The sequence below is a fragment of the Pseudomonas sp. ANT_J12 genome (assembly GCF_008370045.1).
Classification (GTDB): domain Bacteria; phylum Pseudomonadota; class Gammaproteobacteria; order Pseudomonadales; family Pseudomonadaceae; genus Aquipseudomonas.
Map to the genome: position 1 here is coordinate 102237 of NZ_VOBN01000008.1, position 24141 is coordinate 126377.

The window sequence follows — 24141 nt, forward strand, 5'->3', positions numbered from 1 at the left end:
CCACGACCATGACCCGCCAAGCGTTCTCCTTGTTCGACCCTAAACTCATTACCCCGGCCCTCGTCGAATCGGTGCGCAAACTCAGCCCCAGAATCCAGTGGCGCAACCCGGTGATGTTCGTCGTCTACATCGGCGCGATCATCACCAGCGCCCTGTGGGTCCAGGCCCTGCGCGGCCAGGGCGAGGCCAGCGCCGGGTTTATCCTGGCGATTGCCCTGTGGCTGTGGTTCACCGTGCTGTTCGCCAACTTTGCCGAAGCCCTGGCCGAAGGTCGCAGCAAGGCTCAAGCGGCCTCGTTGCGGGACCTGAAAAAGGAAACCTGGGCCAAAAAACTGCGCGAACCGCACTACGGCGCCGAGTGGCAACTGGCGCAATCGAGCGGTCTGTGCAAAGGCGATGTGGTGGTGGTCGAGGCCGGCGACCTCGGCGACTCGATCATCCCCGCCGATGGCGAAGTGATCGAAGGCGCGGCCTCGGTGGACGAGTCGGCGATCACCGGTGAGTCGGCGCCGGTGATTCGCGAATGTGGCGGCGACTTTTCGGCCGTGACCGGCGGTACCCGCGTGCTGTCGGACTGGATCGTCGTGCGCGTCACCACCAACCCCGGCGAAACCTTCGTTGACCGCATGATCGCCATGGTCGAGAACGCCAAGCGGCAAAAGACCCCGAATGAAATCGCCCTCTCCATCCTGTTGGTGGCGCTGACCATCGTCTTCCTTGGCGTGACCGTGACGCTGCTGCCCTTCTCCCTGTTCGGGGTCTCGGTGGCCCAGGCCGGGACGCCGGTTTCCATCACCGTGCTGATCTCGCTGCTGGTGTGCCTGATCCCCACCACCATCGCCGGCCTGCTGTCGGCGGTCGGCGTGGCGGGCATGAGCCGCATGATGGAAGCCAATGTCATCGCCACCTCCGGCCGCGCCGTGGAAGCGGCCGGTGACGTCGACGTTCTGCTCCTGGACAAGACCGGCACCATCACCCTCGGCAACCGCCACGCCTCGGCGTTTTTGCCGGCGCCGGGGATCAAGGAAGCGGATCTGGTGGATGTAGCGCAACTCGCCTCCCTCGCCGACGAAACCCCCGAAGGCCGCAGCATCGTGGTGCTGGCTAAACAACGCTTCAACCTGCGCGAACGGGACATCGGCGCACTCGACGCCCACTTCGTGCACTTCTCCGCCCAGACCCGCATGAGTGGCGTCGACATGGGCACGCGCCAACTGCGCAAAGGCGCCGGTGAAGCGATCCTGCGCCATGTGCAAAGTCTCGGCGGTCACTTCCCCGACGCCGTGCAAACCATCGTCGAAGACGTCGCGCGCCGGGGCAGCACACCGCTGGTGGTAGCTGATGGCGCCAAAGTGCTGGGCGTGATCGAGCTCAAGGACATCGTCAAGGGCGGGATCAAGGAACGTTTCGTCGAACTGCGCCGCATGGGGATCAAGACCGTGATGGTCACCGGCGACAACCGCGTCACTGCCGCCGCCATCGCCGCCGAAGCCGGGGTTGATGACTTTCTGGCCGAAGCCACACCGGAACAGAAACTCGACCTGATCCGCCGCTACCAGGCCGAAGGTCGCCTGGTGGCGATGACCGGCGACGGCACCAACGACGCCCCGGCGCTGGCCCAGGCCGATGTCGCGGTGGCGATGAACTCGGGAACCCAAGCGGCGAAGGAAGCCGGGAACATGGTCGATCTGGACAGCAACCCGACCAAGCTCATCGAAGTGGTGGAAACCGGTAAACAAATGCTGATGACCCGGGGCTCGCTGACCACGTTCTCGATTGCCAACGACGTGGCCAAGTATTTCGCCATCGTGCCGGCGGCGTTCGTCACCACCTATCCATCGCTTGCGGCGCTGAACATCATGGGCCTGACCAGCCCCAATTCGGCGGTGTTGTCGGCGGTGATTTTCAATGCGCTGATCATCATTTTCCTGATCCCGCTGGCACTCAAAGGCGTGAAATACCGCCCGGTCGGCGCCGCCCTGCTGTTGCGGCGCAACCTGCTGATCTACGGGCTGGGCGGGGTCATCGTTCCATTCATCGGCATCAAAATCATCGACATGGCCCTGGCCGCTGTCGGTCTGGTTTGAGGGAGCTTTGTCATGAGCACTCAGTTACGTCCGGCGTTGACCCTGTTGATTGTCTTTTCACTGCTCACCGGCCTGGCTTATCCGTTGGTGACGACCGGCATCGCGCGGTTGGTGTTTCCCCATCAGGCGGCCGGCAGCCTGATCGAGCGCGACGGCAAAACCGTCGGTTCGCTGTTGATCGGCCAAGGCTTCAGTGATCCGAAGTATTTCTGGAGCCGCCCGTCTGCCACCAGCCCCATGCCCTATAACGCGCAAGCCTCCAGTGGCTCGAACCTCGGCCCGCTGAACCCGGCGCTGATGGACGCGGTCAAGGGCCGGATCGAAGCCTTGCACGCGGCCGATCCCGGCAACAACGCCACGGTGCCAGCTGACCTGGTCTACAGTTCCGCCAGTGGTCTTGATCCGCAGATCAGCGTGGCCGCCGCGTTGTATCAGGCCGGGCGGGTGGCGCGGGTGCGTAACGTGCCGGTGGAGAAGGTCCGGCAACTGATCGGCGCGTATGCTCAAGGCACGCTGCTCGGGTTCCTCGGCGAGCCTCGGGTCAACGTGCTGGCCCTGAACCTGGCGCTCGACGCCGCCCACTGAGCGGCAACTCACACACGGTGAGGGTGATGGCCGAACAACGTCCTGACCCGGACCAGCTACTGGCCCGGATTCGCGAAGAGGAAGCGCAAGCCAAACGCGGTCGGCTGAAGATTTTCTTTGGCGCCAGTGCCGGGGTCGGCAAGACCTACGCCATGCTCGCCGCCGCCCATACCGCGCAGTCGCAAGCCATCAAGGTGCTGATCGGTGTGATCGAAACCCACGGTCGCGCCGAAACCCAGGCGCTGATCGAAGGCCTCGAAGTGCTGCCGCTCAAACGGGTCATCGATAAGCAGCGCACCGTCAGCGAATTCGACCTCGACGCCGCCCTCGCCCGCGCGCCGGGGCTGATCCTGATCGACGAACTCGCCCACTCCAATGCCGTCGGCTCGCGGCATCCGAAACGCTGGCAGGACGTGGAAGAACTGCTCAGCGCCGGGATCGATGTCTGGTCGACCATGAACGTCCAGCACCTGGAAAGCCTCAACGATATCGTCGGTGGCATCACCGGTATTCGGGTGTGGGAAACCGTGCCCGACCATGTATTCGATACTGCCGACGAGGTGGTGATCGTCGACTTGCCGCCCGACGATCTGTTGCAGCGCTTGAAGGAAGGCAAGGTCTACCTCGCGCAACAGGCCGAGCGCGCGGTGCAGAATTTCTTTCGCAAAGGCCCTGATCGCCCTGCGGGAACTGGCGCTGCGGCGCACCGCCGACCGGGTCGACAGCGACATGTTGCAGTACCGCCAAAGCAGCGCGGTGAAACCGGTGTGGGGCACCCGCGACTCGCTACTCGCCTGCATCGGGCCCCATGAACAGGCGGAGAAAACCGTGCGTTCGACGGCGCGCCTGGCCGCGCAATTGAACGTGCCGTGGCATGCGGTGTTTGTCGAAACCCCGGCCTTGCAGCGCCTGCCCGAGGCCAAGCGTCGTCGGGTGCTGGCGACTTTGAAACTGGCCCAGGACATGGGCGCGCAGATCTCGACCCTGGCGGGTCAGGACATTGCCGAAACGCTGGTTAAATATGCGCGCATGCACAATCTGTCCAAGGTGGTGCTGGGACGTGACGAACGTCCACGGCGTAAGTTTTGGCGCCAGGTGCTGGCGGATCGGATTGGTGCGCTGGGCGCGGATCTGGATGTGATTCAAGTGTCGTTGCCTGCCTCCAGCCAGCGCCCGGAGAGCAAGCCTGAAACCCGCGAAAGTCCGATTCTGTGGTCGACGTATCTGTGGAGCGCCGGGATCTGCGCGGCGACAACGCTGATCGCCTTGCCGCTGGCGAACGTTCTCGAACAGGCCAACATCGTCATGCTGTTCCTGCTGGCGGTGGTCGCCGTCGCCGTGCGCTTCGGTCGTGGCCCGGCGGTGATGGCGGCGTTCATGTCCGTTGGCGCCTTCGATTTTTTCTTTGTCTCGCCGCGTTTTTCCTTCGCGTTTGCCGATGTGCAGTACCTGGTGACCTTCGTTGTGATGCTGGTGGTGGCGTTGGTGATCGGGCAGATGACCGCCGGCCTGACGTACCAGGCACGGGTGGCGCAACGGCGCGAAGACCGCATGCGCGCGCTGTATGACATGTCGCGTCTGCTGTCCGCCGCGCTGATTACCGAACAGGTGGCCGAGATCAGCGCGCAATTTCTAAGCGCCGAATTCGGCGCCCGCTCGGCGTTGCTGGTGGCCGATGACAACAACAAATTGCTGGCGCCGATGGTCACTGGCGATGCCCCGCAAGTCGATCTGGCAATTGCGCAGTGGTCATTCGATAAAACCGAACCGGCCGGTTACGGCACCGATACCCTGCCCTCCAGCACCACGCTGTACCTGCCGTTGTCGGCGCCGATGCGCGTGCGCGGCATCCTCGCCGTGCAACCCCGGGACACGACGCGGTTGGTGGTGCCGGAACAGCGGCGTTTACTCGATACCTGCGCGTCGTTGCTGGCCATTTCCCTCGAACGGATTCACTACATCAACGTGGCCCAGGACACGACCGTGCAAATGGAATCCGAGCGCTTGCGCAACTCGCTGCTGTCGGCGATTTCCCATGATTTGCGCACGCCGCTGTCGGTGATGGTCGGCCTCGCCGAAGCGCTCAAACTGACCCAGCCACCGCTGACCGGTGAAGCGGCCGAGATCGCCACGGCGGTGGGTGAATCGGCGCTGCGCATGAACACCCTGGTCAACAATCTGCTGGACATGGCGCGACTGGAGTCCGGCAAAGTGGTGTTGAATCGGCAGTGGCAACCGGTGGAAGACGTGGTCGGCAGTGCCTTGCGTGCCGTGCAGCCGATCCTCGGCGGGCGAACCGTGCACGTCGCCCTGGAGGATGACTTGCCGCCGGTAAGGATCGACGCGGTGTTGATCGAGCGCATCCTGATCAACCTGATCGAAAACGCCGTCAAATACACCCCGCCCGCCACCACTATCAACCTGGGCGCCTCGGCCACGCCCGATACGATCGAAGTGTGGGTCGCCGACGAAGGCCCGGGCCTGCCCCAGGGTCACGAAGAAGCGATCTTCAGCAAATTCATGCGCGGCAAAAAGGAAAGCGCAATCCCCGGCGTCGGCCTGGGTTTGGCCATCTGCCGGGCCATCGCCCAGGCTCATGACGGCACCATCGTCGGCGCCACCCGGCCCGAAGGCGGCGCGCGCTTCACGCTGCGCCTGCCCCGCGAAACCCCGCCCGTTATCGAATCCTTCGCCCCGCAGACTGACGAGGAACAGCCATGACCGACTCTGTGCCCCACGTCCTGATCATCGAGGACGAAAAGGAAATCCGCCGCTTCGTGCGCATGGCCCTGCAAGCCGAAGGCCTGGACGTACATGAAGCCGACACCTTCCACCGCGGTCTCATCGACGCCGGCACCCGCCGCCCGGACCTGATCATCCTCGACCTCGGCCTGCCCGATGGCGACGGCATCGACCTGATCCGCGACGTGCGCAGCTGGTCGCCGGTCCCCATCATCGTGCTGTCCGCCCGAGGCGCCGAATCGGACAAAATCCTCGCCCTCGACACCGGCGCTGACGATTACCTGGTGAAGCCGTTTGGCACCGGCGAATTGCTCGCCCGAGTGCGCGCCTTGCTACGCCGGCAGGCGAAAGAGGCCGATAACAGTTCAGTGCTGAGCTTTGGCGACGTGCGCATCGACATCGAACGCCGGGTAGTGGAACGCTCCGGCGCACCGCTGCATTTGACGCCGCTGGAGTATCGGCTGCTGGTACACCTTTGCTCGCATCCGAATCGGGTGTTGACCCATTTGCAACTGTTGAAAGCAGTGTGGGGGCCGTCGCATACGACGGATACGCCGTATCTGCGGGTGTTTATGGGAGGGTTGAGGAAGAAGGTCGAGGTGGATCCTTCGCAGCCAAGGCATCTGGTGACGGAGACGGGGGTTGGGTATCGGTTTATCCCATGACCCTGTAGGAGCAAAGCTTGCTCGCGATGAACGATAACGCGGTGTGTCAGGCCTGACACCTTCGCCGTAGGAGCAAAGCTTGCTCGCGATGAACGATGACACGGTATGCCAGGCCTGACGCTCTCACCGTAGGAGCAAAGCTTGCTCGCGATGAACGATGACGCGGTGTGTCAGGCCTGACGCCTTCGCGAGCAAGCTTCGCTCCTACAAGGGATCGGGGCTGATTCATGTGTAGGAGCGAGGCTTGCCCGCGAAGAACGATGACACGGTATTCCAGGCCTGACGCTCTCACCGTAGGAGCAAAGCTTGCTCGCGATGAACGATAACGCGGTGTGTCAGGCCTGACGCCTTCGCGAGCAAGCTTTGCTCCTACAAGGAATCGGGGCTGATTTATGTGTAGGAGCGAGGCTTGCCCGCGAAGAACGATGACGCGGTATGCCAGGCCTGACGCTCTCACCGTAGGAGCAAAGCTTGCTCGCGATGAACGATAACGCGGTATGTCAGGCCCGACACCTTCGCCGTAGGAGCAAAGCTTGCTCGCGATGAACGATAACGCGGTGTGTCAGGCCTGACGCCTTCGCGAGCAAGCTTTGCTCCTACAAGGAATCGGGGCTGATTTTTGTGTAGGAGCGAGGCTTGCCCGCGAAGAACGATGACGCGGTATGCCAGGCCTGACGCTCTCACCGTAGGAGCAAAGCTTGCTCGCGATGAACGATAACGCGGTGTGTCAGGCCCGACACCTTCGCCGTAGGAGCAAAGCTTGCTCGCGATGAACGATGACGCGGTGTGTCAGGCCTGACGCCTTCGCGAGCAAGCTTTGCTCCTACAGGCTCATGCTAATATGCCATCACTCAATCAATGTAGTACGCCCGCATGGATGCCACGCTCCACCCCTTCCGCCGTTTCTCACTGTTCACCGTTGCGCTGATCCTCTCTGGATGCCAGACGACAAAACCCACACCTGTTAAAACCCCGCAACCAGGCCTCGCGGTGTTCAACAGTGTGTTGGTGGAAACGCCCGAGCCTAATTCGATCATCCGCGAACGAGACCGAATCACCTATGTCGTGGTGTCATCACTGGGGTCGGAAGACCGCTATTTGGCGCGTTTCGACGCGGACTGCAAGCAGCCTGATGCGCAAATGGCCTACCGCAGCAAAGGCGGAATGTCGCGGTTTGCCATCGATCCGCGGGGTCGCACAGAGGAATCCTGGCAATTACCGGCGGAACAAAAGAGCCAATACCTGCAAAGCGCTCAGTTCAAGCAGGTTTGCGCCCAGACCGCATCGCCCGAATGGCGAGTGTTCTCGGCCCCGGAGCATCAGGATTGGCAGATGATCGACCGCGCCAGCCTGAAGGTAAAAGGTGATGAAGTGACGTTCTGGACGGCTCGAGTGCCGCCCGCCGAGTTGTTGCTACCTGACCAAACCAGCCTGTATGGGCAGGTACGCCAGCGGTGGACAGCCAACTGCTCGCGGCAAGAACTGACGGCGCTGAGCAGTTTCTACCTGGATAAGCGCAGTCGCGTGATCGCGGGGGAGATGAAAACAAATCCTGAAGCCATCCGCTTGCAAAGCCTCTCAGCTGACGAGCGCCGGTTGCTTGAGCTGGGCTGTGGTACGCCGCAGTCGCTGGATCAATACGCACATTTCGAAGGGCGTGAGCAGTCATCCTTTGAACTACCTGTCCCCGTCGTTACTGCCCCGGTATTGAAAGCCATCGCGGCATTGAAGATGCCCAAACCGGAAAAAAGCATTCAGCACCTGCGCTTGGTGTTCAAGGACATGTCCGAGCCGAAACAGTTTTCAGAGGTCGGTGTGCGGTACAAGGGACGGGACGCCAGATACCTGCCAGAGGCGTCGGTTAATCAATTGCTTGAGCGCTTTAAAAGCGGACGAGAGCAACGGGCCAACGTTAGTTTCCGCGGCTTGATAAAACTGGCTGACAGTAAATTCACGACTGTCGCCGATCTGATAGAAATTGAAGACAGCGCCCTCTCGGACCTGCGCTTCGAAGGCGATTGGGCAAATATGCCGGTCGGCGCGCTCCTGAGCTACACCGTGCAGCGCCCCACAGAGCACTATGGCAAAGGTTTGGTGCCGGTCGACGACCGGTTCACTTGCGACGTCGAATCACAAAAGCCCGCTAGCGCGTACTACCCGAGCCTGACAGGGACTGCCAAGGTGTTCAGCTGTACGGGTGATGACTACCACCTCGGCCAGGGCACCGCTTTTTACGCCTACCTGGAAGCGTATGGCATGTTCGTGCCGGTTCGGTACGTCGCGAAGGATTGGCAAGGGGAATGGAGCATTGAGGCTTTGGAGTGAAGTGGTGTTTCCCCATAAATAATGGGGACTCCCATTAGCCGGTCTCCAGTCAAGGCTAAAAGCCAACTCTCCCTGCAGTTTTTAACTGCAGGGTTGTCCTCTCTCGCAACCTGCCCGGTTGAACCCGTCGTACCCGTTTTCTCGTCAATGGCTACGACCGAGTCGTGCCTGACGCCTTCGCCGTAGGAGCAAAGCTTGCTTGCGATGAACGATGACGCGGTGTGTCAGGTCCGACGCCTTCGCCGTAGGAGCAAAGCTTGCTCGCGAAGAACGATGACGCGGTATGTCAGGCCGACACCTTCGCCGTAGGAGCAAAGCTTGCTCGCGAAGAACGATGACGCGGTGTGTCAGGCCTGACGCCTTCGCGAGCAAGCTTCGCTCCTACAGGGGTTTCAGCGCCGCCTCAATCGCCGCGATGTCGATCTTGCCCATGGTCATCATGGCGTCGAATGCCCGTTTGGCCTTCGCTTGATCGGGGTCGGTGATCGCGGCCGACAGGATGCGCGGGGTGATTTGCCAGGACAGTCCCCATTTGTCCTGGCACCAGCCGCAGACGTTTTCCTTGCCGCCGTTGCTGACAATCGCATGCCACAAGCGGTCCGTTTCGGCCTGGTCGTCGGTCGCGACCTGGAACGAAAACGCCTCGTTGTGCTTGACCCCGGAGCCGCCGTTCAACCCGAGACAGGGGATGCCCATCACGGTGAATTCTACGGTCAGGACATCGCCCTGCTTACCCGCCGGATAGTCGCCCGGCGCGCGATGCACCGCGTCCACCGTGCTGTCCGGGAAGGTTTTGGCGTAGAAGGTCGCGGCCTCCAGCGCGGCGCCGTCGTACCAGAGGCAAATGATGTTTTTGCTGAGCATTTCGGTTCTCCAACATTCAGACTGACCCCGATCATTCTAGCTGCGCATTTTCAGCACCGATGGTCACCGGTCCGGGCCAGTCACTCAGGCCGATCTATACTCTTAAGTTGGTTATCGCTTTGTCATGCAATACGTCGACACCCGTGCGCCTTGGGCGCACCCGTGCCAATCGCCAACGTAACCAGCCCGAGCCCGTGCGTCGTGTCGCCCAGGATCGAACGACCGGTCGTGCATGATGGCTTTGTGGCTGATGGGTTATGGAGAACATCATGAAATACAAGTTTTTTTCAGGCGTTATATTGGCGCTCGCGGCGACGGTGATGGTGCCCAGTGCGCTGGCTGCGAAGGCGCAAGCCGTGGCGGCGGATGGTGCGGATCATGTCGGGGCGGGGTCGGTGGCTGCTGATGGCTCGGATCGTGTTGGGGCTGGAGCTGTTGCCGCTGATGGCTCGGATCGTGTTGGGGCCGGTGCTGTTGCTGCTGATGGCTCGGATCGTGTTGGCGCTGGTGCTGTTGCCGCTGACGGATCGGATCGCGTAGGCGCTGGTGCTGTTGCCGCTGACGGCTCGGATCGCGTAGGCGCCGGTGCTGTTGCCGCTGACGGCTCGGATCGCGTAGGCGCCGGTGCTGTTGCTGCTGATGGCTCGGATCGTGTTGGTGCCGGAGCCGTTGCCGCTGACGGCTCGGATCGTGTTGGTGCCGGAGCCGTTGCCGCTGACGGCTCGGATCGTGTTGGTGCCGGAGCCGTTGCCGCTGACGGCTCGGATCGAGTCGGCGCTGGTGCAGTTGCCGCAGACGGTTCGGATCGGGTAGGCGCCGGTGCTGTTGCTGCTGATGGCTCGGATCGTGTTGGTGCCGGAGCCGTTGCCGCTGACGGCTCGGATCGAGTCGGCGCTGGAGCCGTTGCCGCTGACGGCTCAGATCGAGTCGGTGCCGGAGCCGTTGCCGCAGACGGCGCAGATCGAGTCGGCGCCGGAGCCGTTGCCGCAGACGGCGCAGATCGAGTCGGCGCCGGAGCAGTCGCAGCAGACGGCTCCGACCACGTCGGCGCCGGAGCCCTCGCCGCAGACGGCGCCGATCACGTCGGCTCCGCCCGCCTCGCCTACTCGCGCAGTGGCATAGGTTCGGATCGAGTGGCATCCTCGCTGATGGACGGCAGTTACTCCGACCAGTTCAACAGTCCGATCATCAATCAGTAACGCACGCTTTCACTGAGGGAAATGACCGCTTATGACGACGCAAACCGAAACCGCCCTCCTGGCCGGTGGCTGCTTCTGGGGCATGCAGGATCTACTGCGACGCTATCCCGGCGTGGTGTCCACACGGGTGGGTTATTCCGGTGGCGATGTACCGAATGCGACCTATCGCAACCATGGCAACCACGCGGAAGCGATCGAGATCGTGTTCGACCCGCAGCAGATCAGCTACCGCCAGATTCTCGAGTTTTTCTTCCAGATCCATGACCCGACGACCCAGAATCGCCAGGGCAACGACATCGGCGCCAGCTATCGCTCTGCCCTTTTCTACCTCAGCGATGAGCAGAAACGGGTGGCCGAAGACACCGTCGCCGACGTCGAAGCCTCCGGCCTCTGGCCCGGCAAGGTGGTCACCGAAATCAGCCCGGCCGGGCCATTCTGGGAAGCCGAACCGGAACACCAGGACTACCTCGAACGCTTGCCCAACGGTTACACCTGCCACTTCATCCGCCCAAACTGGAAACTGCCCCGGCGCGGTTGATCACTGAACTAAGGTGGCTCGAATGAGCCGCCTCTTTTTTTGGGCGAAGTTCAGTGATGGGGGTGCACCGTCAACGCCACCAGTCTGATCACAACAGGACGCACGACAAGGATGCACAGGAACGCCACGGGCATCGCCAACTGGTAAGCGTGCAGCGCATTACTTAGAAAATCCTGCTGAATACCGGAATTGGCCGCCGTAATCACAAACGACATCAGGAGCGCCATGATCGCCGCCATGTACAGGGCAAACACATAGGGCGTCGCGCGGGCCGAAAGCTTACGTGGGTTTTGGAACAGTGTTTTGGCGGTTGTCTTTGAATTCATATCAGACCTTATTGACCTTCGATTGATAAGGATCCGCACCATAACAAGCCAGGCAATCGCCAACTAGACGCTTATCCGTGAGTGCTTTATAAAGAGAAACTTACGAATCAGATCAGGCCAAACAATGAACCTGCTCGGCGCCATAGACAGCTTTATCAAGGTCGTTGAAGCCGGCTCCATCGTCGGCGCCGCCAAGACGTTGGGCGTCAGCGCCGCGGCCGTGAGCCAGACCCTCAATCGTCTGGAAACGCACCTGGACACGCGCCTGCTCCAACGCACCACACGCAGCATGGCGTTGACCGAGAACGGCACGGCGTACTACGAAAAAGTGAAACACATCGCGCGCGATCTCGAATCGGCGCACAGCGCAATCACCCACGCACACACTCCGCTGCAAGGGCGCCTGAGCATCGCGTCTACCTCGGCGTTTGGCCGGCATGTCTTGGCAACCGTCATCGCCGGCTTCGCGGCGCGTTACCCGCGTCTGATCCTCGAACTCTCCACCACCGATCGCAAAATCAATCACATTCAGGAAGGCATTGATCTGAGCTTGCGGATCAAGCCGCAACTGGAAGAAGGGATCGTCGCGCGCAAGATTGTGTCGGTGCCGTTTATCATCTGCGCCTCCCCCGCTTATCTGGAACGCGTCGGCTGGCCGCACGCCCCGGAAGATCTTCAACAGCACGCCTGCCTGGCATTTCGTTATCCGCTGGACGGGCGTTTTCTACGCTGGGGTTTTATCCGTGATGGGCAGCGGTATGACGCAACGATCAACGCCACCGCCATCAGCGACGACATTGACGCGCTGGCGCAAATGGCGATCCGCGGCGCGGGCATTACTCGCCTGGCCGAGTTCGTGGCTGCGCCCTACCTCGACAGCGGGCAACTCGTTCCGCTGTTCGAACATCGCGACGCCGCAGCCTATGCCGAACCCCTCGACATATACGCATGCGTCCAGGAACGCGCCGCCCTGACGCCCAAGGTCAAGGCGTTCATGAGTTATCTGGCGGAGTATCTGGAAACGCGCTGGCCGATGGACGCTGGCGACATCGAAGAAAGGTAGAATGCCTTCCACCAGGACGACCCCATCAGCGCGATATAGATCATTCAAGACCTGACAAACCGAGTAGAAAACATGAATCGTCGTAAAAAAATCACCCAGTTATTAAAGGCCCACGCCAAAAAGGCCAGTGCCAAACTGGCACCGGCCAACAAGTCCAAATACATCAGCAAAGCCGACCGATTGAAACTGGCTGCCGAGCCGGGTCAAGACGCAATTGTTCCAGCCAACGATGCTGTCGATTGAAATCACCTTCGCATCAGAAACGTGAAACTTTCATGGCCGTGCCCGCCGCTGCCGGGACAGGCGCAATACCCGCTATTCTCAATACACACGCCCACCAACACGCCTCCAGCCTGTTGATACAGGGGGACATGGCATGACCGGAAAAACTGCGCGCCAATGCTCGTCATGGGGCCTTCCCTTCCTGCTCGCCATCACCCTTGCGCTGATAGCGGGATGTGCCGGCCATCGCCATTCGACCGCAAGCCTGGGCTCAAGCTGCTATGCCAAAGCGCTCCCCACATCCGGCGAAGGCGGCCTGGCCTGGGGCGACACCTTGAGCATGGCGCGGCAAAAATCCCTGAACAACTGCATGCGCTATGCCGGCCGCTCCGGTGGCACGCCGAGTACTTGCCAGGTGGTGTTGGCGCAGTGCAAGAAATAACTGGCGGCGGTCGCTGATTCAGCGGCGCCACCGGGTCACTCGCCGATCAGGCTTTGGCCGCCATCGCGGTCACTTCCACCCGCATCCCTTCGACGGCCAAAGCAGCCACGCCAACCGCGGCGCGGACCGGCCACGGCTTGGCGAAGAAGCGCTTGTACACCTCATTGAAAGCGGCGCGGTCGGCCATGTCGGTCAGGTAGATGGTCAGGTGCAACACCCGATCCATCGAACTGCCCGCGCCCTCCAGCGCCACCTTTAGCGCCTGCAAGGTGCATTCACTCTGCTCGACGATACCACCCAGCTCCAGGCTGCCATCGGCGTGGGTGGGAATCTGCGTGGAGACCAGCAGGCCGCCGAAACCGGCGACATCGGAGGAGATGGAGTCTGCGTCTGGATCGGGGGTGAAAGCGATGTCTTGGTTTGCCATGAGGTTCTCTTGTTCGAGGTGAGAAAAGGCGGCCAGTTTACAGCGCATCGACGGCTTGTTCGCAGATTGGCGCAAAAAGCACGCCTCGACCACTCGTCGGCCAGCACTCAACGCCCCTATTGACACCCCTTTGCGTCTGCGCGACCATTATTTCCATCGGATGCGATATAAACGTATACGATAACAAAATCACACGTAATGCAATTTTGAGGATTCATCCCATGAGCAAGATCGAAAAAGTCCTGGCCAGCGGCAAAACCCACACCACCCTGAGCAGCGCTGGCACCACTTCGTGCGGTCATAACGGCAGCGTCGACATTCAGCTCTCCTCGCCGGGCAGCGCCAAACTGGTGCACGAGTTCAAGGCCATCCAGCCGCACCCGACTGCCGAGCAATTGTTCGCCGGCGCCTGGTCCGCCTGTTTCATCGCCGCCGTCGGCCTCGCGTCCAAGCAACTGAATATCGAGTTGCCGGCCGATCATGCCGTCGACATCGAAGTCGATCTGGGCCAGACCGGCGAGGCCTACTTCCTCCAGGCTCGCTTGACCCTGCGCGTACCGGGCCTGTCGCACGATGACGCGAGCGCGCTGGTGCATGCCGCCGACAGCATCTGCCCTTACTCGAAAGCGATCAAAGGCAACATCGACGTGGCCCTGAACGTTCTCACCGCTTGAAGCCTTGCGTGGGCTTGATCACAACCGCCCCCTTAGAAGCGCCACATATATCGCATGCGATATAAGCGCATACGAAAACAAATCAAAACTTTCAGGAATCATCATGAGCAAGATTGAAAAAGTACTGGCCAGCGGCAAAACTCACACCACCGCCAGCAGCGCCGGCACGACTTCGCGCGGTCATAACGGCAGCCTCGACATTCAGTTGTCCTCGCCCGGCAACGCAAAACCGGCCCACGTGTTCTCGGCCGTCCAGCCGCACCCGCACGCCGAGCAATTGTTCGCTGGCGCCTGGTCGGCCTGCTACACCGCCGCCGTCGGCCTCGTGGCCGGTGAGATGAACGTGGTGCTGCCGTCCGATTTCTCCGTCGACATTGAAGTCGACCTCGGCCAGACCGGCGACGCCTACTTCCTCCAGGCGCGCTTGACCCTGCGCGTGCCAGGCCTGGCGCACGATGTGGCGACGACGCTGGCGCACACCGCCGACCAGATCTGCCCGTACTCGAAAGCGACGCGAGGCAACATCGACGTGGCCCTGAACGTTCAGACGGCGTAATGTGCCGGGCCGGTTTGGCGAGACTTTGCTCGTCAAACCGGCTTGCTGCCACGAGTCTGAGCACTTCCGACACCATCGCACCCGATGTATATTCCACGCATTCGAGCCATCAACCGATGGCCAAAGAGGATGCCCATGAAATCCAAAGACTCCCCGTCCCCCACAGACCTGAAGCTCTCCGACTTCCTGTGTTTCGCGGTCTACTCCACCAACCTGGCGTTCGGCAAAGCCTATAAGCCGGTCCTCGAGCGGGTCGGGCTGACCTACACGCAATACATCACCATTGTGGCGTTGTGGGAGGAAGATAATCAGACCGTCGGCAGCTTGGGCGAAAAGTTGTTCCTGGAATCGAACACCCTCACGCCGATCCTGAAAAAGCTCGAAGTGATGGGTTATTTACAGCGCCAACGCGACCCCGAGGACGAGCGCCAGGTGCGGATCAACCTGACGCAGGCCGGCCGCGATTTGCGTGAAGACCAGCCGCAGTTGTCCCCCGATACCACGGGGCTGACCCAGGACGAATTTACCCAACTGCAGAAAGCGATCGTGCGGTTGCGCAGCAATGTCATCAAGTCGACGAAAGACGAGTGACCGCTCAGCGCCCTGCCCTGACCGCCCGCGAGGTGTGCCAGTTATTGCGCGATGCCGCCTTGGGCATTCGCGCGTTGCAGTGCCTCGACACACCCAGCGCATCGGGCCAGATAATGGTTGATATCGAAGGCTGGCGCCTGACCCTCGACCTCGACGGCAATCATTTGCGCCACTGCCAAAACTGCCAGAGCCCGGACGGCCGCGAAGTCACTTTCGAGTCCTGGCATCGTTACGGCACCGACCCGGTCAGTTTGCTCAGCACCTGGGAATTGGCGCAGATCGAGCGCTTGCTGGCGCCGGGCTAAGCATAAGCTCCAATCACCCACTTCACTTTTTCCAGGGCCAAACGCAGCGCGCCCATGTCGGCAGAACCCAGCGCCAGGCGGATGGCATGGGGTACATGGGCTGACGTCGCAAACGGCTCGGCGGTCGACACCGACACCTGCTCACGCATCAGTTCCTTTACGATCTGCTCCGCCCGCGCATCCTCGGGCAGCGGCAGCCACAGAAAATACGACGATGGATGCCCCACCCACGGCAGCCCCGCCAGCACCTCGCGGGCCATCGATTGCCTGGCTTGCGCGTCCAGACGCTTTTCCGCTTCCAGCTGTGTGACGGTGCCGTCATCGAGCCACGTGCTCGCGATGGCGGTCAATACGCCCGGGGTGTTCCAAGTGGTCGCCCGAATCGCTCGTTCCAGTGCGGGCACCTTTTCGGCAGGGGCGGCAATGAAGCCCACGCGCAGCCCGGTGGCGACACTTTTCGATAACCCGGACACGTAAACCGTGCGCTCGGGGGCCAGGTACGCCAAGGGTGCCGGCGGGTTCTCGGCCAGGAAAGCGTACGCCGCATCTTCAATGATCAGCAGGTCATGCTGGCGCGCAATCGTCACCAGGGCCTCGCGTTGAGCGGCATCCATCACCCATCCCAGCGGGTTGTGAATCGTGGGCATCGAATACACGGCCCGCACCCGTCGCTGGCGGCACAAACGCTCCAGCGCCTCCAGATCCGGACCGTGCTCGAGCACCGGAATGGGCAGCACTTCCAGGTGCAGCGACTCGGCCAACACCTTGAACCCCGAATAGGTCAACGCATCGGCGGCAATCACATCACCGGGTTGCAGCAGCGCCATCATCGTCACCGCCAATCCATGCTGGGCACCGCTGACCACCAGCACCTGTTCAGCCTCCACCGTCAGCCCTCGCGTGCCCAGATGCCGGGCGATCGACGCACGTTCATGCGTACGCCCCGCGTGTGGCTGGTAGCGCAGCAACGACTCAAGATCGCCGGACGACGCCAGTTGACGCAGCGCACTGCGCAGCAGGTCGGCTTGCCCGGGAAGCGACGGATAGTTGAAATTGAGATCGGTCATGCCCACCGCCACGACTTTCTGATCCATCCCCAAACCCGGCGGCAACGAGGTTTCGCGCACGAACGTGCCGCGCCCCGTTTCCCCGCTGACCAGGCCCATGGCTTCAAGCTCGGCATACACCCGCGAGGCGGTCACCAGCGCGAGCCCTTCCGTGGCCGCCAGTTGGCGGTGGGTCGGCAAGCGCGTGCCCGGCAACAGTTTTCCCGACCTGATGTCAGCCGCAAAAGCATCCACTAATGTTTTGTACCGTGAGCGAGGCATACGGAAATGTATCCATGACGATTTTTTGATTGTAGTGATTTTCGATCATACGATGGATCACGGCACATTGAGTGGGACCTCATCATGGAACAGACATCGAAGCTGCAAAACCCGGCCACGGCCAAGACCACGAGCGGATGGCTCAACGGACTGATCGGCGTCATCATCTTCAGCGCCTCGTTGCCCGCGACCCGAGTGGCCGTGCTGGAATTCGATCCGGTATTCCTCACCGTTGCCCGGGCGACCATTGCCGGGCTTCTGGCACTGTGCCTATTGGTGCTGTTCAAGGAAAAGCGCCCAGCCAGACATCAACTGCTGCCCTTGGCCATCGTCGCCATCGGCGTCGTCGTGGGGTTTCCGCTGCTGACCGCGCTGGCGTTGCAGTACGTGACCTCGGCACATTCCATCGTCTTCGTCGGCCTGTTGCCGCTCGCCACTGCGGTGTTCGGTGTGTTGCGCGGTGGCGAGCGTCCACGGCCGGTGTTCTGGTTTTTCTCAGTACTGGGCAGCCTGTTGGTGGTGGGCTTCGCGGTGTCCCAGGGGCTGACGGCCTCCCCGGCCGGCGACCTGCTGATGCTGCTGGCGATCATCGTCTGCGGCCTCGGTTATGCAGAGGGCGCGAAGCTTTCAAAAACACTGGGCGGCTGGCAGGTGATCAGTTGGGCACTGGTGTTGTCGCTGCCGGTCATGGCGCTGCTGAGCGTGTTCAAGGCCCCGCCTTCGTTCGCCACCATTTCTACACCGGCGTGGCTGAGCCTGGCGTACGTATCGATCTTCAGCATGTTGATTGGTTTCGTCTTCTGGTATCGCGGGCTGGCCCAAGGCGGGATTGCCGCGGTCGGTCAGCTCCAGTTGCTGCAACCGTTTTTTGGCCTGGCGCTGGCGGCTACGTTGCTGCATGAACAGGTCAGCCTGGGCATGCTTGGGGTGACGGTGGCGGTGATTCTTTGTGTGGCGGGGGCGCGGAAGTTTTCGAGATAGACACACTACGCAGTCCTCCACCCGTATGAGCAACAACCGAGACTGTCCATTGTTCTTTACCCCAGCGGATGGGATAGCATTGCCCGTTTTCGGCAAGGGAAATGCTGATGCAGCGCATCGTGATACTGGGCAACTCGGGGAGTGGCAAATCGACTTGGCGCGTGAAATAGGCAAGCGTCTTGATTTGCCGGTGGTCCACCTCGATACCTTGTTTTGGGAACCCGGTTGGGTCGAAGCGGATACCGACATTTTCCGCACACGGGTTCGGCAAGCCGTCGCCGGGGACGCCTGGATTTGTGAAGGCAATTACTCCACAAAGACCTTCGCGTTAAGGCTGCCCCGGGCGGATCTCATCATCTGGCTCGATACACCGCGCACCACCTGCTTGCGGCGAGTCATTCTGCGCAGCGTGCTGAACCGACCACGCGCGGATCTTCCGGCAGGCTGCACCGAGAGGCTGGACAAGGAATTTTTCGGTTTTCTGAAGTATGTCTGGGATTTTGACCGCACGAGACGCCCCCGCACCGAGGCTTTACGCCTGGCCATCGGGCCGCTGATTCCGGTTGTTCACCTTCGAAGTGCGGCGCAGATTTCCGGTTTTCTGGCTGGCCTGAATCGACGTAGCGCTGGAGGAACTGGCCCATTGGGACAACTTCCAACTGCTGCTGAAAGAGCGAGTATTCAGATCGCGCTGGCCGAGGCGTTTGTCGACAGCGCCGTCGATTACGCGTTTATCGCTGAGCGAATCCGCGGCTATGACCTGAACGTCGTGGAAGACATCCTCTACTCGGAAGTCGCTCCGGTATGTTTCAGCAACCTTGAAACGCCTGTCCCCCCGGTCTGGACAGGCTTCAAGGACGAATGGCTATTAAGTGAAATTGAAACGACACTGCAAGCGCGGGCACGCAGTGGTACGCGCCGCGCAGTGGCCAAACTGAAAATCGCCTGGCTGCGCTATAGCTACGGTTATGTCTGGAAAGAAATCATGAGATTCATCGACTGAAATCCTCAAGGGCTCTGCCTGATTCGTCGGGATAAGCGATTACTTCAAGAGCATGAATTGATCCATGAAAGATGACTTCTATACCCGGTACATGCGCTTTCAGACACCTGACGCCGCCATTGCCCCACGCGAACAGGCGCCGATGCTCGCTCAGGAGCTAGCCTGGGCGCAGCAGCACGCGTCCATGCACCGCTTCAGCTGGATCACCGTGATAGTGCCGCCGCTGTGCTTGGGTCCGGTTTTGCCGGGTATCGCGTTTGTAGTGGGCCTGTTGCTCTATCGAACGTTATTCGCCTCCGACCTGGATATCGACCGGATCGTCGGCGCGTCCTTTGGCTGGCTCGCGCTCGCGACGCTGCTGTTCATGGTTGCCTGGGGGTTACGCAACTTCCTGCGCGACACCCACGACCCGACCAAACGCTACTGGCTATCCATGCCGGATCAAGGGCTGGTCGAGCTTGAGCGGCATACGTTGATATCCGGTTTCAGCCTCTGGTCCAACGACTATGATCCGGACTGCAACGCCATCATGCGCTGGAGCAACGGCAAGCTTGAAAGCGTGCAAGACAGCGGCGTGGCGCAATGGCTCCTGGCCAAGACCACGGCGGGCCACTGGCTGGTGCTCAAGGACCAATATCCGGGCGACTTCAGCTACGCACAGGTCGGGAAAATGCCCCCGCCGGACAATCACATGCAACCCGGCCAGCAATTGGCGATCGCCTTCGCCCCCGGCACCAACCTCCCCCTCGGCCGGCGCTTCAGCGGCGCACCGCTACCCCTGATCGACACGCCGTATTGGATGTCCGCCGAAGAGCTCAAGCGCCTTGTCGAGGTGGCTCATCACTGGACGTTTTTTCCGCCGGATCGCTACGCCGTGGTGAATGACCAGGATGCCGGGTGGGTGCAGCGTTTGGTGGACAAGGCGCAGGCCAGTGTCGGGCCACAGCCGGAGTTGCGCGCGCCGACGGTGGTTTAGTGATGTGGGGTTGGTTGTGGGATTGCGGGCTTTGTGATGGGCGGTAATCGGCCAAAAGCTGCTTGTCACGATAGGCAGCAATCGACCCAGAGGTGTCAGCAACCAGAGTCAGAGCGGAGGCCGGGGCTCGCGTCGTATAGCCATCGCGTTCTTCTGGCTACCACACCAAGATGGGAAATATATCGCGCCGCGTACTCACAACATAAGACTCCAATCCATTTTTCTGAGGATGGATTTTCAAGATCATTTGCGTACTGAAGGTGATGGTGAAAACCCCAAAACTATCAATGGAAAAAGCTTCTACATCGTGGTTTAGAAAGTCGAAAAGTAAAGGGCTTGTGGCAGCATCTTCACCATGCCCCCACTTGCATACCCTATTGATATCACAAGCGAAAGGGCACTGAATTAACACGCTAGCCATATCGCCAAAAAGCAGGATCTGCGAACCGATCCCGACAGTTACACCTGTTAGCGCGGAAGGAATCATTTCGGCTAAATCTGAATCATTTATCATCGTGCTGTGCTCTTTTCATACAGGTGGTTGTTGAAGAAGCATAGGCCTGAATCAGCTCTCATTTAGTAGGCAGATCATATATCCATTTGTTAGGGCGGCCACCCAGACTGACCGTCCGATTTTGGTGGAAGCGGCTTGGGTGACGTCAGCTTTTGGCCGAAAACGGTACCTGGATGAATAACTGCTCCTGGCCGTTTTCTGCCTGTCGCAACGGGCCGAAAACAAACCTTAGCGGTTATCTGAACTGCATTGATCAACAGAGATGCCCACCACCAATCCTAAAATCGTGATGGTGGCTCTTTTCCGGACTTGATATGCGAAAAGACCTGGTCTGGATCTGCCTGGCACCAATATTTGAATAGAAGGCGAGGTTCGGTATTTGCGAAATATTGATCCACGATGCTCTCTGGCGGCACGGTCAATTTAGGTTCTGGCCATTGCTGCGCTAAAACACCTATTGGTTTGTCAGACGAACAAATAATCCAAGTAGCCTTGCCTCCACTGATGCCAGGTAAGTAGCCCGCATCTTGTATCACCTCGATCAAGGCACGCAGCGTGGCTGATGAATCGAGTGTGATCGACGTCGCATGGCTTTCCAGATCATCTCCCGCATGAACGCTATCTCGATCAATGGCGACCTCCAACATGACGACTCCTTTTGACTCTGCGCCATCCCATTGCGCGATGGCTGTGATGTGTTAGATGTATTGGGGCGACAGTTGCGGGCGATGCCGTCGGAGTAGCGTCTAGCACTGCTTTTTATGCGAGGGGGGTTGCTCCCTCGCCACAGGATCAAGATCAAAAGATCGCAGCCTTCGGTATCTACAGGGAGTGCGCATTTCAATGTAGCTGCCGAAGGCTGCGATCTTTTTGTGTGGCAATCACCGATTACCAGTCAATGCCTTATGCACGCAGCATATCAACCACTCCCCTGACCTGACTCAACAGATGATCAACATCCTCGGCAGTGGTCGCGAACGAGGTGACAAAGCGCACGATGTTCGGCCCCCAGCGATCATGGTAGAACCCGAACCCGGCCTTTAGCAGGGCGTCGATGATGGCCGAATCCAGCTTGCAGAACAGGATGTTGGCCTCGGTGTCGCCCAAGACTTCAACGCCTCTGAGCCCCGCAAGCCCACGTGCCAGGCGCTGGGCGGCGTCGTTGGCCTGGCGTGCGTTGCGCAGCCACAGGTCGTCGGTCAGGTACGCATCGATCTGCGCCGACAGAAAACGCATCTTGGACAGCAGATGGCCCGAGCGCTTGCGGCGATAGCTCATCTCGGTGGCCAGTGCGGGGTTGAACAGGACGATGGCTTCGGCGGCCAGCGCACCATTCTTGGTGGCGCCGAACGACAACGCATCCACCCCGGCTTTCCACGTCATTTGCGCTGGAGAGCACCCGAGGGAAACCAGCGCGTTGGCGAATCGGGAACCGTCCATGTGAAACCCCAGGGCGTTTGCTTTGCACACCTCACCGATGGCGCCGATTTCGTCCAGGTTGTAGAGGCTACCGACTTCCGTGGCCTGGGTAATGCTGACGCACGCCGGTTGGGTGGTGTGCACGTCGCCGACCTTTTCCCGTGTGCGTTCGCGCAGGCGGGCGATATCCAGCTTGGCCGATGGGCCGTCGACGGTCATCAGCTTTGCGCCGTCGGAAAAGAACGCGGGGGCGCCGCACTCATCGTTGTTGATATGGCTGGCCGGATGGCAATAGATGTTGCCCCAGGGCGGTGTCATTGCGCTCAGGCAGAGGCTGTTGGCGGCGGTGCCGGTGGGGACGAGAAAGACGTCCACCTCACGCTCGAATATCTCGCTGAGTTTGAGCGTGACCTGCCGGGACAGTTCGTCCGTGCCGTACGCACTCGCCTGGCCAGTGCTGTGTCGGATCATGGCCTGCGCCACTTCTGGCGAAGCTCCCGCGATGTTGTCGCTGGCAAAACCCAGTGCGGGCGGTCTGCTTGATTCACCGTTCATCTTTCTGTCCTCGGGCTGCACGGGCGAAGAAAATCCGCCCGGTTTTGCGCATCCTAGGGAGAGGACCGGTGCCCTGGCTTGTAAAAAATTGACGGCCCGCGAAAGGCCGACACTCAATTCCTGTAGCGAGAAGGCGCGACGCCGAATGCGTGTCGAAAAGCACGGTTGAAATGACTTTGATCGTAAAACCCGACGGCTTGGGCAACATCGATGATTGGCAGTTCGCTGCGCGACAGCAGGCCACAGGCCTGTTCAAGACGCAGACGCAGCAGCCAGGCGTGCGGCGTCATGCCGATGGTTCGTTTGAACTGTTTGAGGAACGGAAACCGGCCCAGTGCGCAAAGCCCGGCGAGGTCATCGAGCGTGATTCGCTGATCGATGTGACTGAAACAATAGTCCCTGAGGCGTGACCATTGCAGGGGCGAGAGTGAGCCTGAAATCGCCTCGGGCATGATCACCCGTGAGTGACGCAACAGGCCTTCAACGAGGGTGAGCCATTGCGTCTGCACCGCCAGACCGCCAGGTCCGATGGCCTGTTGCATGACCTCGTGCAAGCCGCGCAGGTTGCCGACAAGCCCGGTGTTTTCGAGCAACATGCCGGCCAACTCCAGGTGCTGGGGCCGACCGCTGATGTCCTCGGTGAGGCTCGCGACCAGCGCCTGGGACAGGCGGAATGTCTTGAGCGTGTAGGCGCCGCCGCCCTCGGCCACGCCATCGTGGATTTCGCCCGGCGGCATCAGGGCAATATTGCCCGGCCCCAACAGAAACGACTCGCCTTTGGATCGATGACGCTGGATGCCTTCGGTCACGAAGCCGACGTGGAAGTCGAGGTGGTAATGGCGATCGAAACCGGCATCCGTCAGGCGCGCCGAGCCCAGCACCAGGCCGGGCACTTCGGGAACGTGATGGTAACTGGCGTGTTCAGTCATGGGACCGGTACCGGGATCGGCGGCGAGGAAGGCCAATAAATTCTAGATCCGCGCGGGATATAGATCTACAGGGTGTCAGGTTTTGGCTGTGGCGAAGGATGGCAACCCTGAATCTGCCCCATCAACATGGTAGACCCTCGGTTCTTCCGAAAAGTATTCCTCCAGGCCCATCATGAACAGCCGATGGTCTTCACTCTCTTCGAAACCCGGCGTGTGGTCCTCGAGAGAAGCCCAGTGCACGATCAGGTTGAATACATGGGGGGATTCGATCCCTTGCGCGAGCAAGTGTCCGCCGTAACCCTTTGCGCGGGTGAGCAAAGGAGCGACCTCGGCAAATGCACATCTAAACATTTCAATGCGTTCTTTGTGCACGGGGAGTAAAGCGATCTCGTAAATCATGGCGTTCCTCTGATATGACTTAAGCGGTTAAAAGCACGCACTTACGAAATGAGCGATGGCTCGACTGCAATCACGATTTTTCCTTGAATGCCGTTGTTGGGACTCTCCAACCGGGCATGGGCGAGCGCAAGGTCGGCAAGCGAATAGACAGCGCCAACGTGGGGCCGCAGCTGACCGCGCTCTACCAGTGCGCTCAGCTCATCAAGCTTGCCGCGGTTCTGTCTGGTGAAAACGAAGTGATAACTCGCGTTCTTGCCCCAGGCCTGAACGACGTTTTGTGGCTGTGCAATGTCCACGATCGTGACCACGCGGCCCAGTTGTGCGAGCACGTCGGGGCTGCGTGACAAGGTGTTGCCGCCGATGGAACTGCCTGTAGCCAGCCCAGCTGTTAACAATCAGGGACGCATAACTTTCAAATCCTTTGCA

28 protein-coding genes and 3 pseudogenes are annotated in these 24141 nt (G+C 60.5%); 21 read left to right on the plus strand and 10 right to left on the minus strand.

Going from position 1 to position 24141, the window contains the following annotated elements; translation table 11 throughout:
- Positions 1 to 8: 8 nt before the first annotated feature.
- The 6 genes from kdpB to FQ192_RS18340 all read left to right on the plus strand — a co-directional run bounded on the left by kdpB (position 9) and on the right by FQ192_RS18340 (position 8404).
- On the plus strand, positions 9 to 2087 hold the full coding sequence (gene kdpB, locus FQ192_RS18320) for a potassium-transporting ATPase subunit KdpB (protein WP_149659829.1): 2079 nt from the start codon (positions 9 to 11) through the stop codon (positions 2085 to 2087).
- Between the two features lie 12 nt (positions 2088 to 2099).
- Positions 2100 to 2672: a potassium-transporting ATPase subunit KdpC gene (gene kdpC, locus FQ192_RS18325; protein WP_149659830.1), complete on the plus strand. Its 573-nt coding sequence runs from the start codon at positions 2100 to 2102 to the stop codon at positions 2670 to 2672.
- A 26-nt stretch (positions 2673 to 2698) separates the two neighbouring features.
- Entirely contained in the window at positions 2699 to 3484 is a 786-nt protein-coding gene (locus tag FQ192_RS34480; protein ID WP_256672310.1) for a hypothetical protein, read from the plus strand.
- Positions 3402 to 5393: a DUF4118 domain-containing protein gene (locus FQ192_RS18330; protein WP_256672311.1), complete on the plus strand. Its 1992-nt coding sequence runs from the start codon at positions 3402 to 3404 to the stop codon at positions 5391 to 5393. The genes FQ192_RS34480 and FQ192_RS18330 overlap by 83 nt, the downstream gene beginning before the upstream one ends.
- Positions 5390 to 6079, plus strand: coding sequence for a response regulator (locus tag FQ192_RS18335; RefSeq protein WP_149659831.1), 690 nt, complete (start codon positions 5390 to 5392; stop codon positions 6077 to 6079). Before FQ192_RS18330 ends, FQ192_RS18335 begins: the two co-directional genes overlap by 4 nt.
- A gap of 873 nt (positions 6080 to 6952) precedes the next feature.
- On the plus strand, positions 6953 to 8404 hold the full coding sequence (locus FQ192_RS18340) for a hypothetical protein (protein WP_149659832.1): 1452 nt from the start codon (positions 6953 to 6955) through the stop codon (positions 8402 to 8404).
- Between the two features lie 381 nt (positions 8405 to 8785).
- On the opposite strand, the gene FQ192_RS18345 is transcribed toward FQ192_RS18340, so the two are convergent.
- Positions 8786 to 9268, minus strand: a complete 483-nt coding sequence (locus tag FQ192_RS18345) for a VOC family protein (protein ID WP_149659833.1) — start codon at positions 9266 to 9268, stop codon at positions 8786 to 8788.
- A 405-nt stretch (positions 9269 to 9673) separates the two neighbouring features.
- Between FQ192_RS18345 and FQ192_RS34485 the strand changes: the two genes are divergently transcribed.
- The 4 genes from FQ192_RS34485 to msrA all read left to right on the plus strand — a co-directional run bounded on the left by FQ192_RS34485 (position 9674) and on the right by msrA (position 11005).
- Complete coding sequence (locus FQ192_RS34485; protein WP_256672312.1) at positions 9674 to 9808, plus strand: hypothetical protein; 135 nt, start codon at positions 9674 to 9676, stop codon at positions 9806 to 9808.
- A gap of 90 nt (positions 9809 to 9898) precedes the next feature.
- Positions 9899 to 10081: a hypothetical protein gene (locus FQ192_RS34065; RefSeq protein ID WP_178129159.1), complete on the plus strand. Its 183-nt coding sequence runs from the start codon at positions 9899 to 9901 to the stop codon at positions 10079 to 10081.
- A 6-nt stretch (positions 10082 to 10087) separates the two neighbouring features.
- Entirely contained in the window at positions 10088 to 10390 is a 303-nt protein-coding gene (locus tag FQ192_RS18355; RefSeq protein ID WP_178129161.1) for a hypothetical protein, read from the plus strand.
- Positions 10391 to 10498: 108 nt separating this feature from the next.
- Entirely contained in the window at positions 10499 to 11005 is a 507-nt protein-coding gene (msrA, locus tag FQ192_RS18360; protein ID WP_149659834.1) for a peptide-methionine (S)-S-oxide reductase MsrA, read from the plus strand.
- Positions 11006 to 11055: 50 nt separating this feature from the next.
- On the opposite strand, the gene FQ192_RS18365 is transcribed toward msrA, so the two are convergent.
- Positions 11056 to 11331: a DUF2798 domain-containing protein gene (locus tag FQ192_RS18365; protein ID WP_133839832.1), complete on the minus strand. Its 276-nt coding sequence runs from the start codon at positions 11329 to 11331 to the stop codon at positions 11056 to 11058.
- A 124-nt stretch (positions 11332 to 11455) separates the two neighbouring features.
- Between FQ192_RS18365 and FQ192_RS18370 the strand changes: the two genes are divergently transcribed.
- The 3 genes from FQ192_RS18370 (at position 11456) to FQ192_RS18380 (ending at position 13058) form a co-directional block, all read left to right on the plus strand.
- Positions 11456 to 12394 (plus strand): LysR family transcriptional regulator, encoded by a 939-nt coding sequence (locus tag FQ192_RS18370; RefSeq protein WP_149659835.1) that lies wholly within the window; start codon positions 11456 to 11458, stop codon positions 12392 to 12394.
- 72 nt (positions 12395 to 12466) lie between these two features.
- Positions 12467 to 12637 carry a DUF2986 domain-containing protein gene (locus FQ192_RS18375; RefSeq protein ID WP_149659836.1) on the plus strand — a complete coding sequence of 57 codons (171 nt, stop codon included), beginning with the start codon at positions 12467 to 12469 and terminating at the stop codon, positions 12635 to 12637.
- A 133-nt stretch (positions 12638 to 12770) separates the two neighbouring features.
- A complete protein-coding gene (locus tag FQ192_RS18380; RefSeq protein ID WP_149659837.1) occupies positions 12771 to 13058 on the plus strand; it encodes a hypothetical protein in 288 nt (95 codons plus the stop codon).
- 46 nt (positions 13059 to 13104) lie between these two features.
- Here FQ192_RS18380 and FQ192_RS18385 read toward each other — a convergent pair whose 3' ends face one another.
- Positions 13105 to 13485 (minus strand): RidA family protein, encoded by a 381-nt coding sequence (locus FQ192_RS18385; RefSeq protein ID WP_149659838.1) that lies wholly within the window; start codon positions 13483 to 13485, stop codon positions 13105 to 13107.
- 221 nt (positions 13486 to 13706) lie between these two features.
- On the opposite strand from FQ192_RS18385, the gene FQ192_RS18390 reads away from it, so the two are divergent.
- From FQ192_RS18390 to FQ192_RS18405, 4 genes are all read left to right on the plus strand, one after another.
- On the plus strand, positions 13707 to 14159 hold the full coding sequence (locus FQ192_RS18390; RefSeq protein ID WP_149659839.1) for an Ohr family peroxiredoxin: 453 nt from the start codon (positions 13707 to 13709) through the stop codon (positions 14157 to 14159).
- A 103-nt stretch (positions 14160 to 14262) separates the two neighbouring features.
- Positions 14263 to 14715 carry an Ohr family peroxiredoxin gene (locus FQ192_RS18395; RefSeq protein WP_149659840.1) on the plus strand — a complete coding sequence of 151 codons (453 nt, stop codon included), beginning with the start codon at positions 14263 to 14265 and terminating at the stop codon, positions 14713 to 14715.
- 135 nt (positions 14716 to 14850) lie between these two features.
- A complete protein-coding gene (locus FQ192_RS18400; RefSeq protein WP_149659841.1) occupies positions 14851 to 15306 on the plus strand; it encodes a MarR family winged helix-turn-helix transcriptional regulator in 456 nt (151 codons plus the stop codon).
- Positions 15303 to 15611, plus strand: a complete 309-nt coding sequence (locus tag FQ192_RS18405; RefSeq protein WP_149659842.1) for a hypothetical protein — start codon at positions 15303 to 15305, stop codon at positions 15609 to 15611. Before FQ192_RS18400 ends, FQ192_RS18405 begins: the two co-directional genes overlap by 4 nt.
- On the opposite strand, the gene FQ192_RS18410 is transcribed toward FQ192_RS18405, so the two are convergent.
- Positions 15608 to 16939, minus strand: a complete 1332-nt coding sequence (locus tag FQ192_RS18410) for a PLP-dependent aminotransferase family protein (protein ID WP_149659843.1) — start codon at positions 16937 to 16939, stop codon at positions 15608 to 15610. The genes FQ192_RS18405 and FQ192_RS18410 overlap by 4 nt on opposite strands.
- An 84-nt stretch (positions 16940 to 17023) precedes the next feature.
- Here FQ192_RS18410 and FQ192_RS18415 point away from each other — a divergent pair, with 84 nt between their 5' ends.
- The 3 genes and pseudogenes from FQ192_RS18415 to FQ192_RS18430 all read left to right on the plus strand — a co-directional run bounded on the left by FQ192_RS18415 (position 17024) and on the right by FQ192_RS18430 (position 19899).
- Positions 17024 to 17920 carry a DMT family transporter gene (locus tag FQ192_RS18415; RefSeq protein WP_149659844.1) on the plus strand — a complete coding sequence of 299 codons (897 nt, stop codon included), beginning with the start codon at positions 17024 to 17026 and terminating at the stop codon, positions 17918 to 17920.
- A 107-nt stretch (positions 17921 to 18027) separates the two neighbouring features.
- Positions 18028 to 18539 (plus strand): annotated as a pseudogene (locus FQ192_RS18420) (AAA family ATPase); the annotation flags it as partial.
- A gap of 448 nt (positions 18540 to 18987) precedes the next feature.
- Positions 18988 to 19899 carry a hypothetical protein gene (locus FQ192_RS18430; RefSeq protein WP_149659845.1) on the plus strand — a complete coding sequence of 304 codons (912 nt, stop codon included), beginning with the start codon at positions 18988 to 18990 and terminating at the stop codon, positions 19897 to 19899.
- Between the two features lie 157 nt (positions 19900 to 20056).
- On the opposite strand, the gene FQ192_RS18435 is transcribed toward FQ192_RS18430, so the two are convergent.
- Positions 20057 to 20413 carry a hypothetical protein gene (locus FQ192_RS18435; protein ID WP_149659846.1) on the minus strand — a complete coding sequence of 119 codons (357 nt, stop codon included), beginning with the start codon at positions 20411 to 20413 and terminating at the stop codon, positions 20057 to 20059.
- 278 nt (positions 20414 to 20691) lie between these two features.
- Complete coding sequence (locus FQ192_RS18440) at positions 20692 to 21060, minus strand: hypothetical protein (protein ID WP_149659847.1); 369 nt, start codon at positions 21058 to 21060, stop codon at positions 20692 to 20694.
- A gap of 15 nt (positions 21061 to 21075) precedes the next feature.
- On the opposite strand from FQ192_RS18440, the pseudogene FQ192_RS34490 reads away from it, so the two are divergent.
- Positions 21076 to 21156 (plus strand): annotated as a pseudogene (locus FQ192_RS34490) (short-chain dehydrogenase); the annotation flags it as partial.
- A 160-nt stretch (positions 21157 to 21316) separates the two neighbouring features.
- Here the strand turns inward: FQ192_RS34490 and FQ192_RS18450 are convergent.
- The 4 genes and pseudogenes from FQ192_RS18450 to FQ192_RS18465 form a co-directional block, all read right to left on the minus strand.
- Positions 21317 to 22387, minus strand: a complete 1071-nt coding sequence (locus FQ192_RS18450) for a low specificity L-threonine aldolase (RefSeq protein WP_149659848.1) — start codon at positions 22385 to 22387, stop codon at positions 21317 to 21319.
- Between the two features lie 113 nt (positions 22388 to 22500).
- Positions 22501 to 23316 (minus strand): AraC family transcriptional regulator, encoded by an 816-nt coding sequence (locus FQ192_RS18455; protein ID WP_149659849.1) that lies wholly within the window; start codon positions 23314 to 23316, stop codon positions 22501 to 22503.
- Between the two features lie 75 nt (positions 23317 to 23391).
- The gene (locus FQ192_RS18460) at positions 23392 to 23715 is read right to left on the minus strand and encodes an antibiotic biosynthesis monooxygenase (protein ID WP_149659850.1); all 324 of its coding nucleotides are present in this window, start codon (positions 23713 to 23715) and stop codon (positions 23392 to 23394) included.
- Between the two features lie 41 nt (positions 23716 to 23756).
- Positions 23757 to 24080, minus strand: a pseudogene (locus FQ192_RS18465) (zinc-binding dehydrogenase); the annotation flags it as partial.
- Positions 24081 to 24141: the final 61 nt, after the last annotated feature.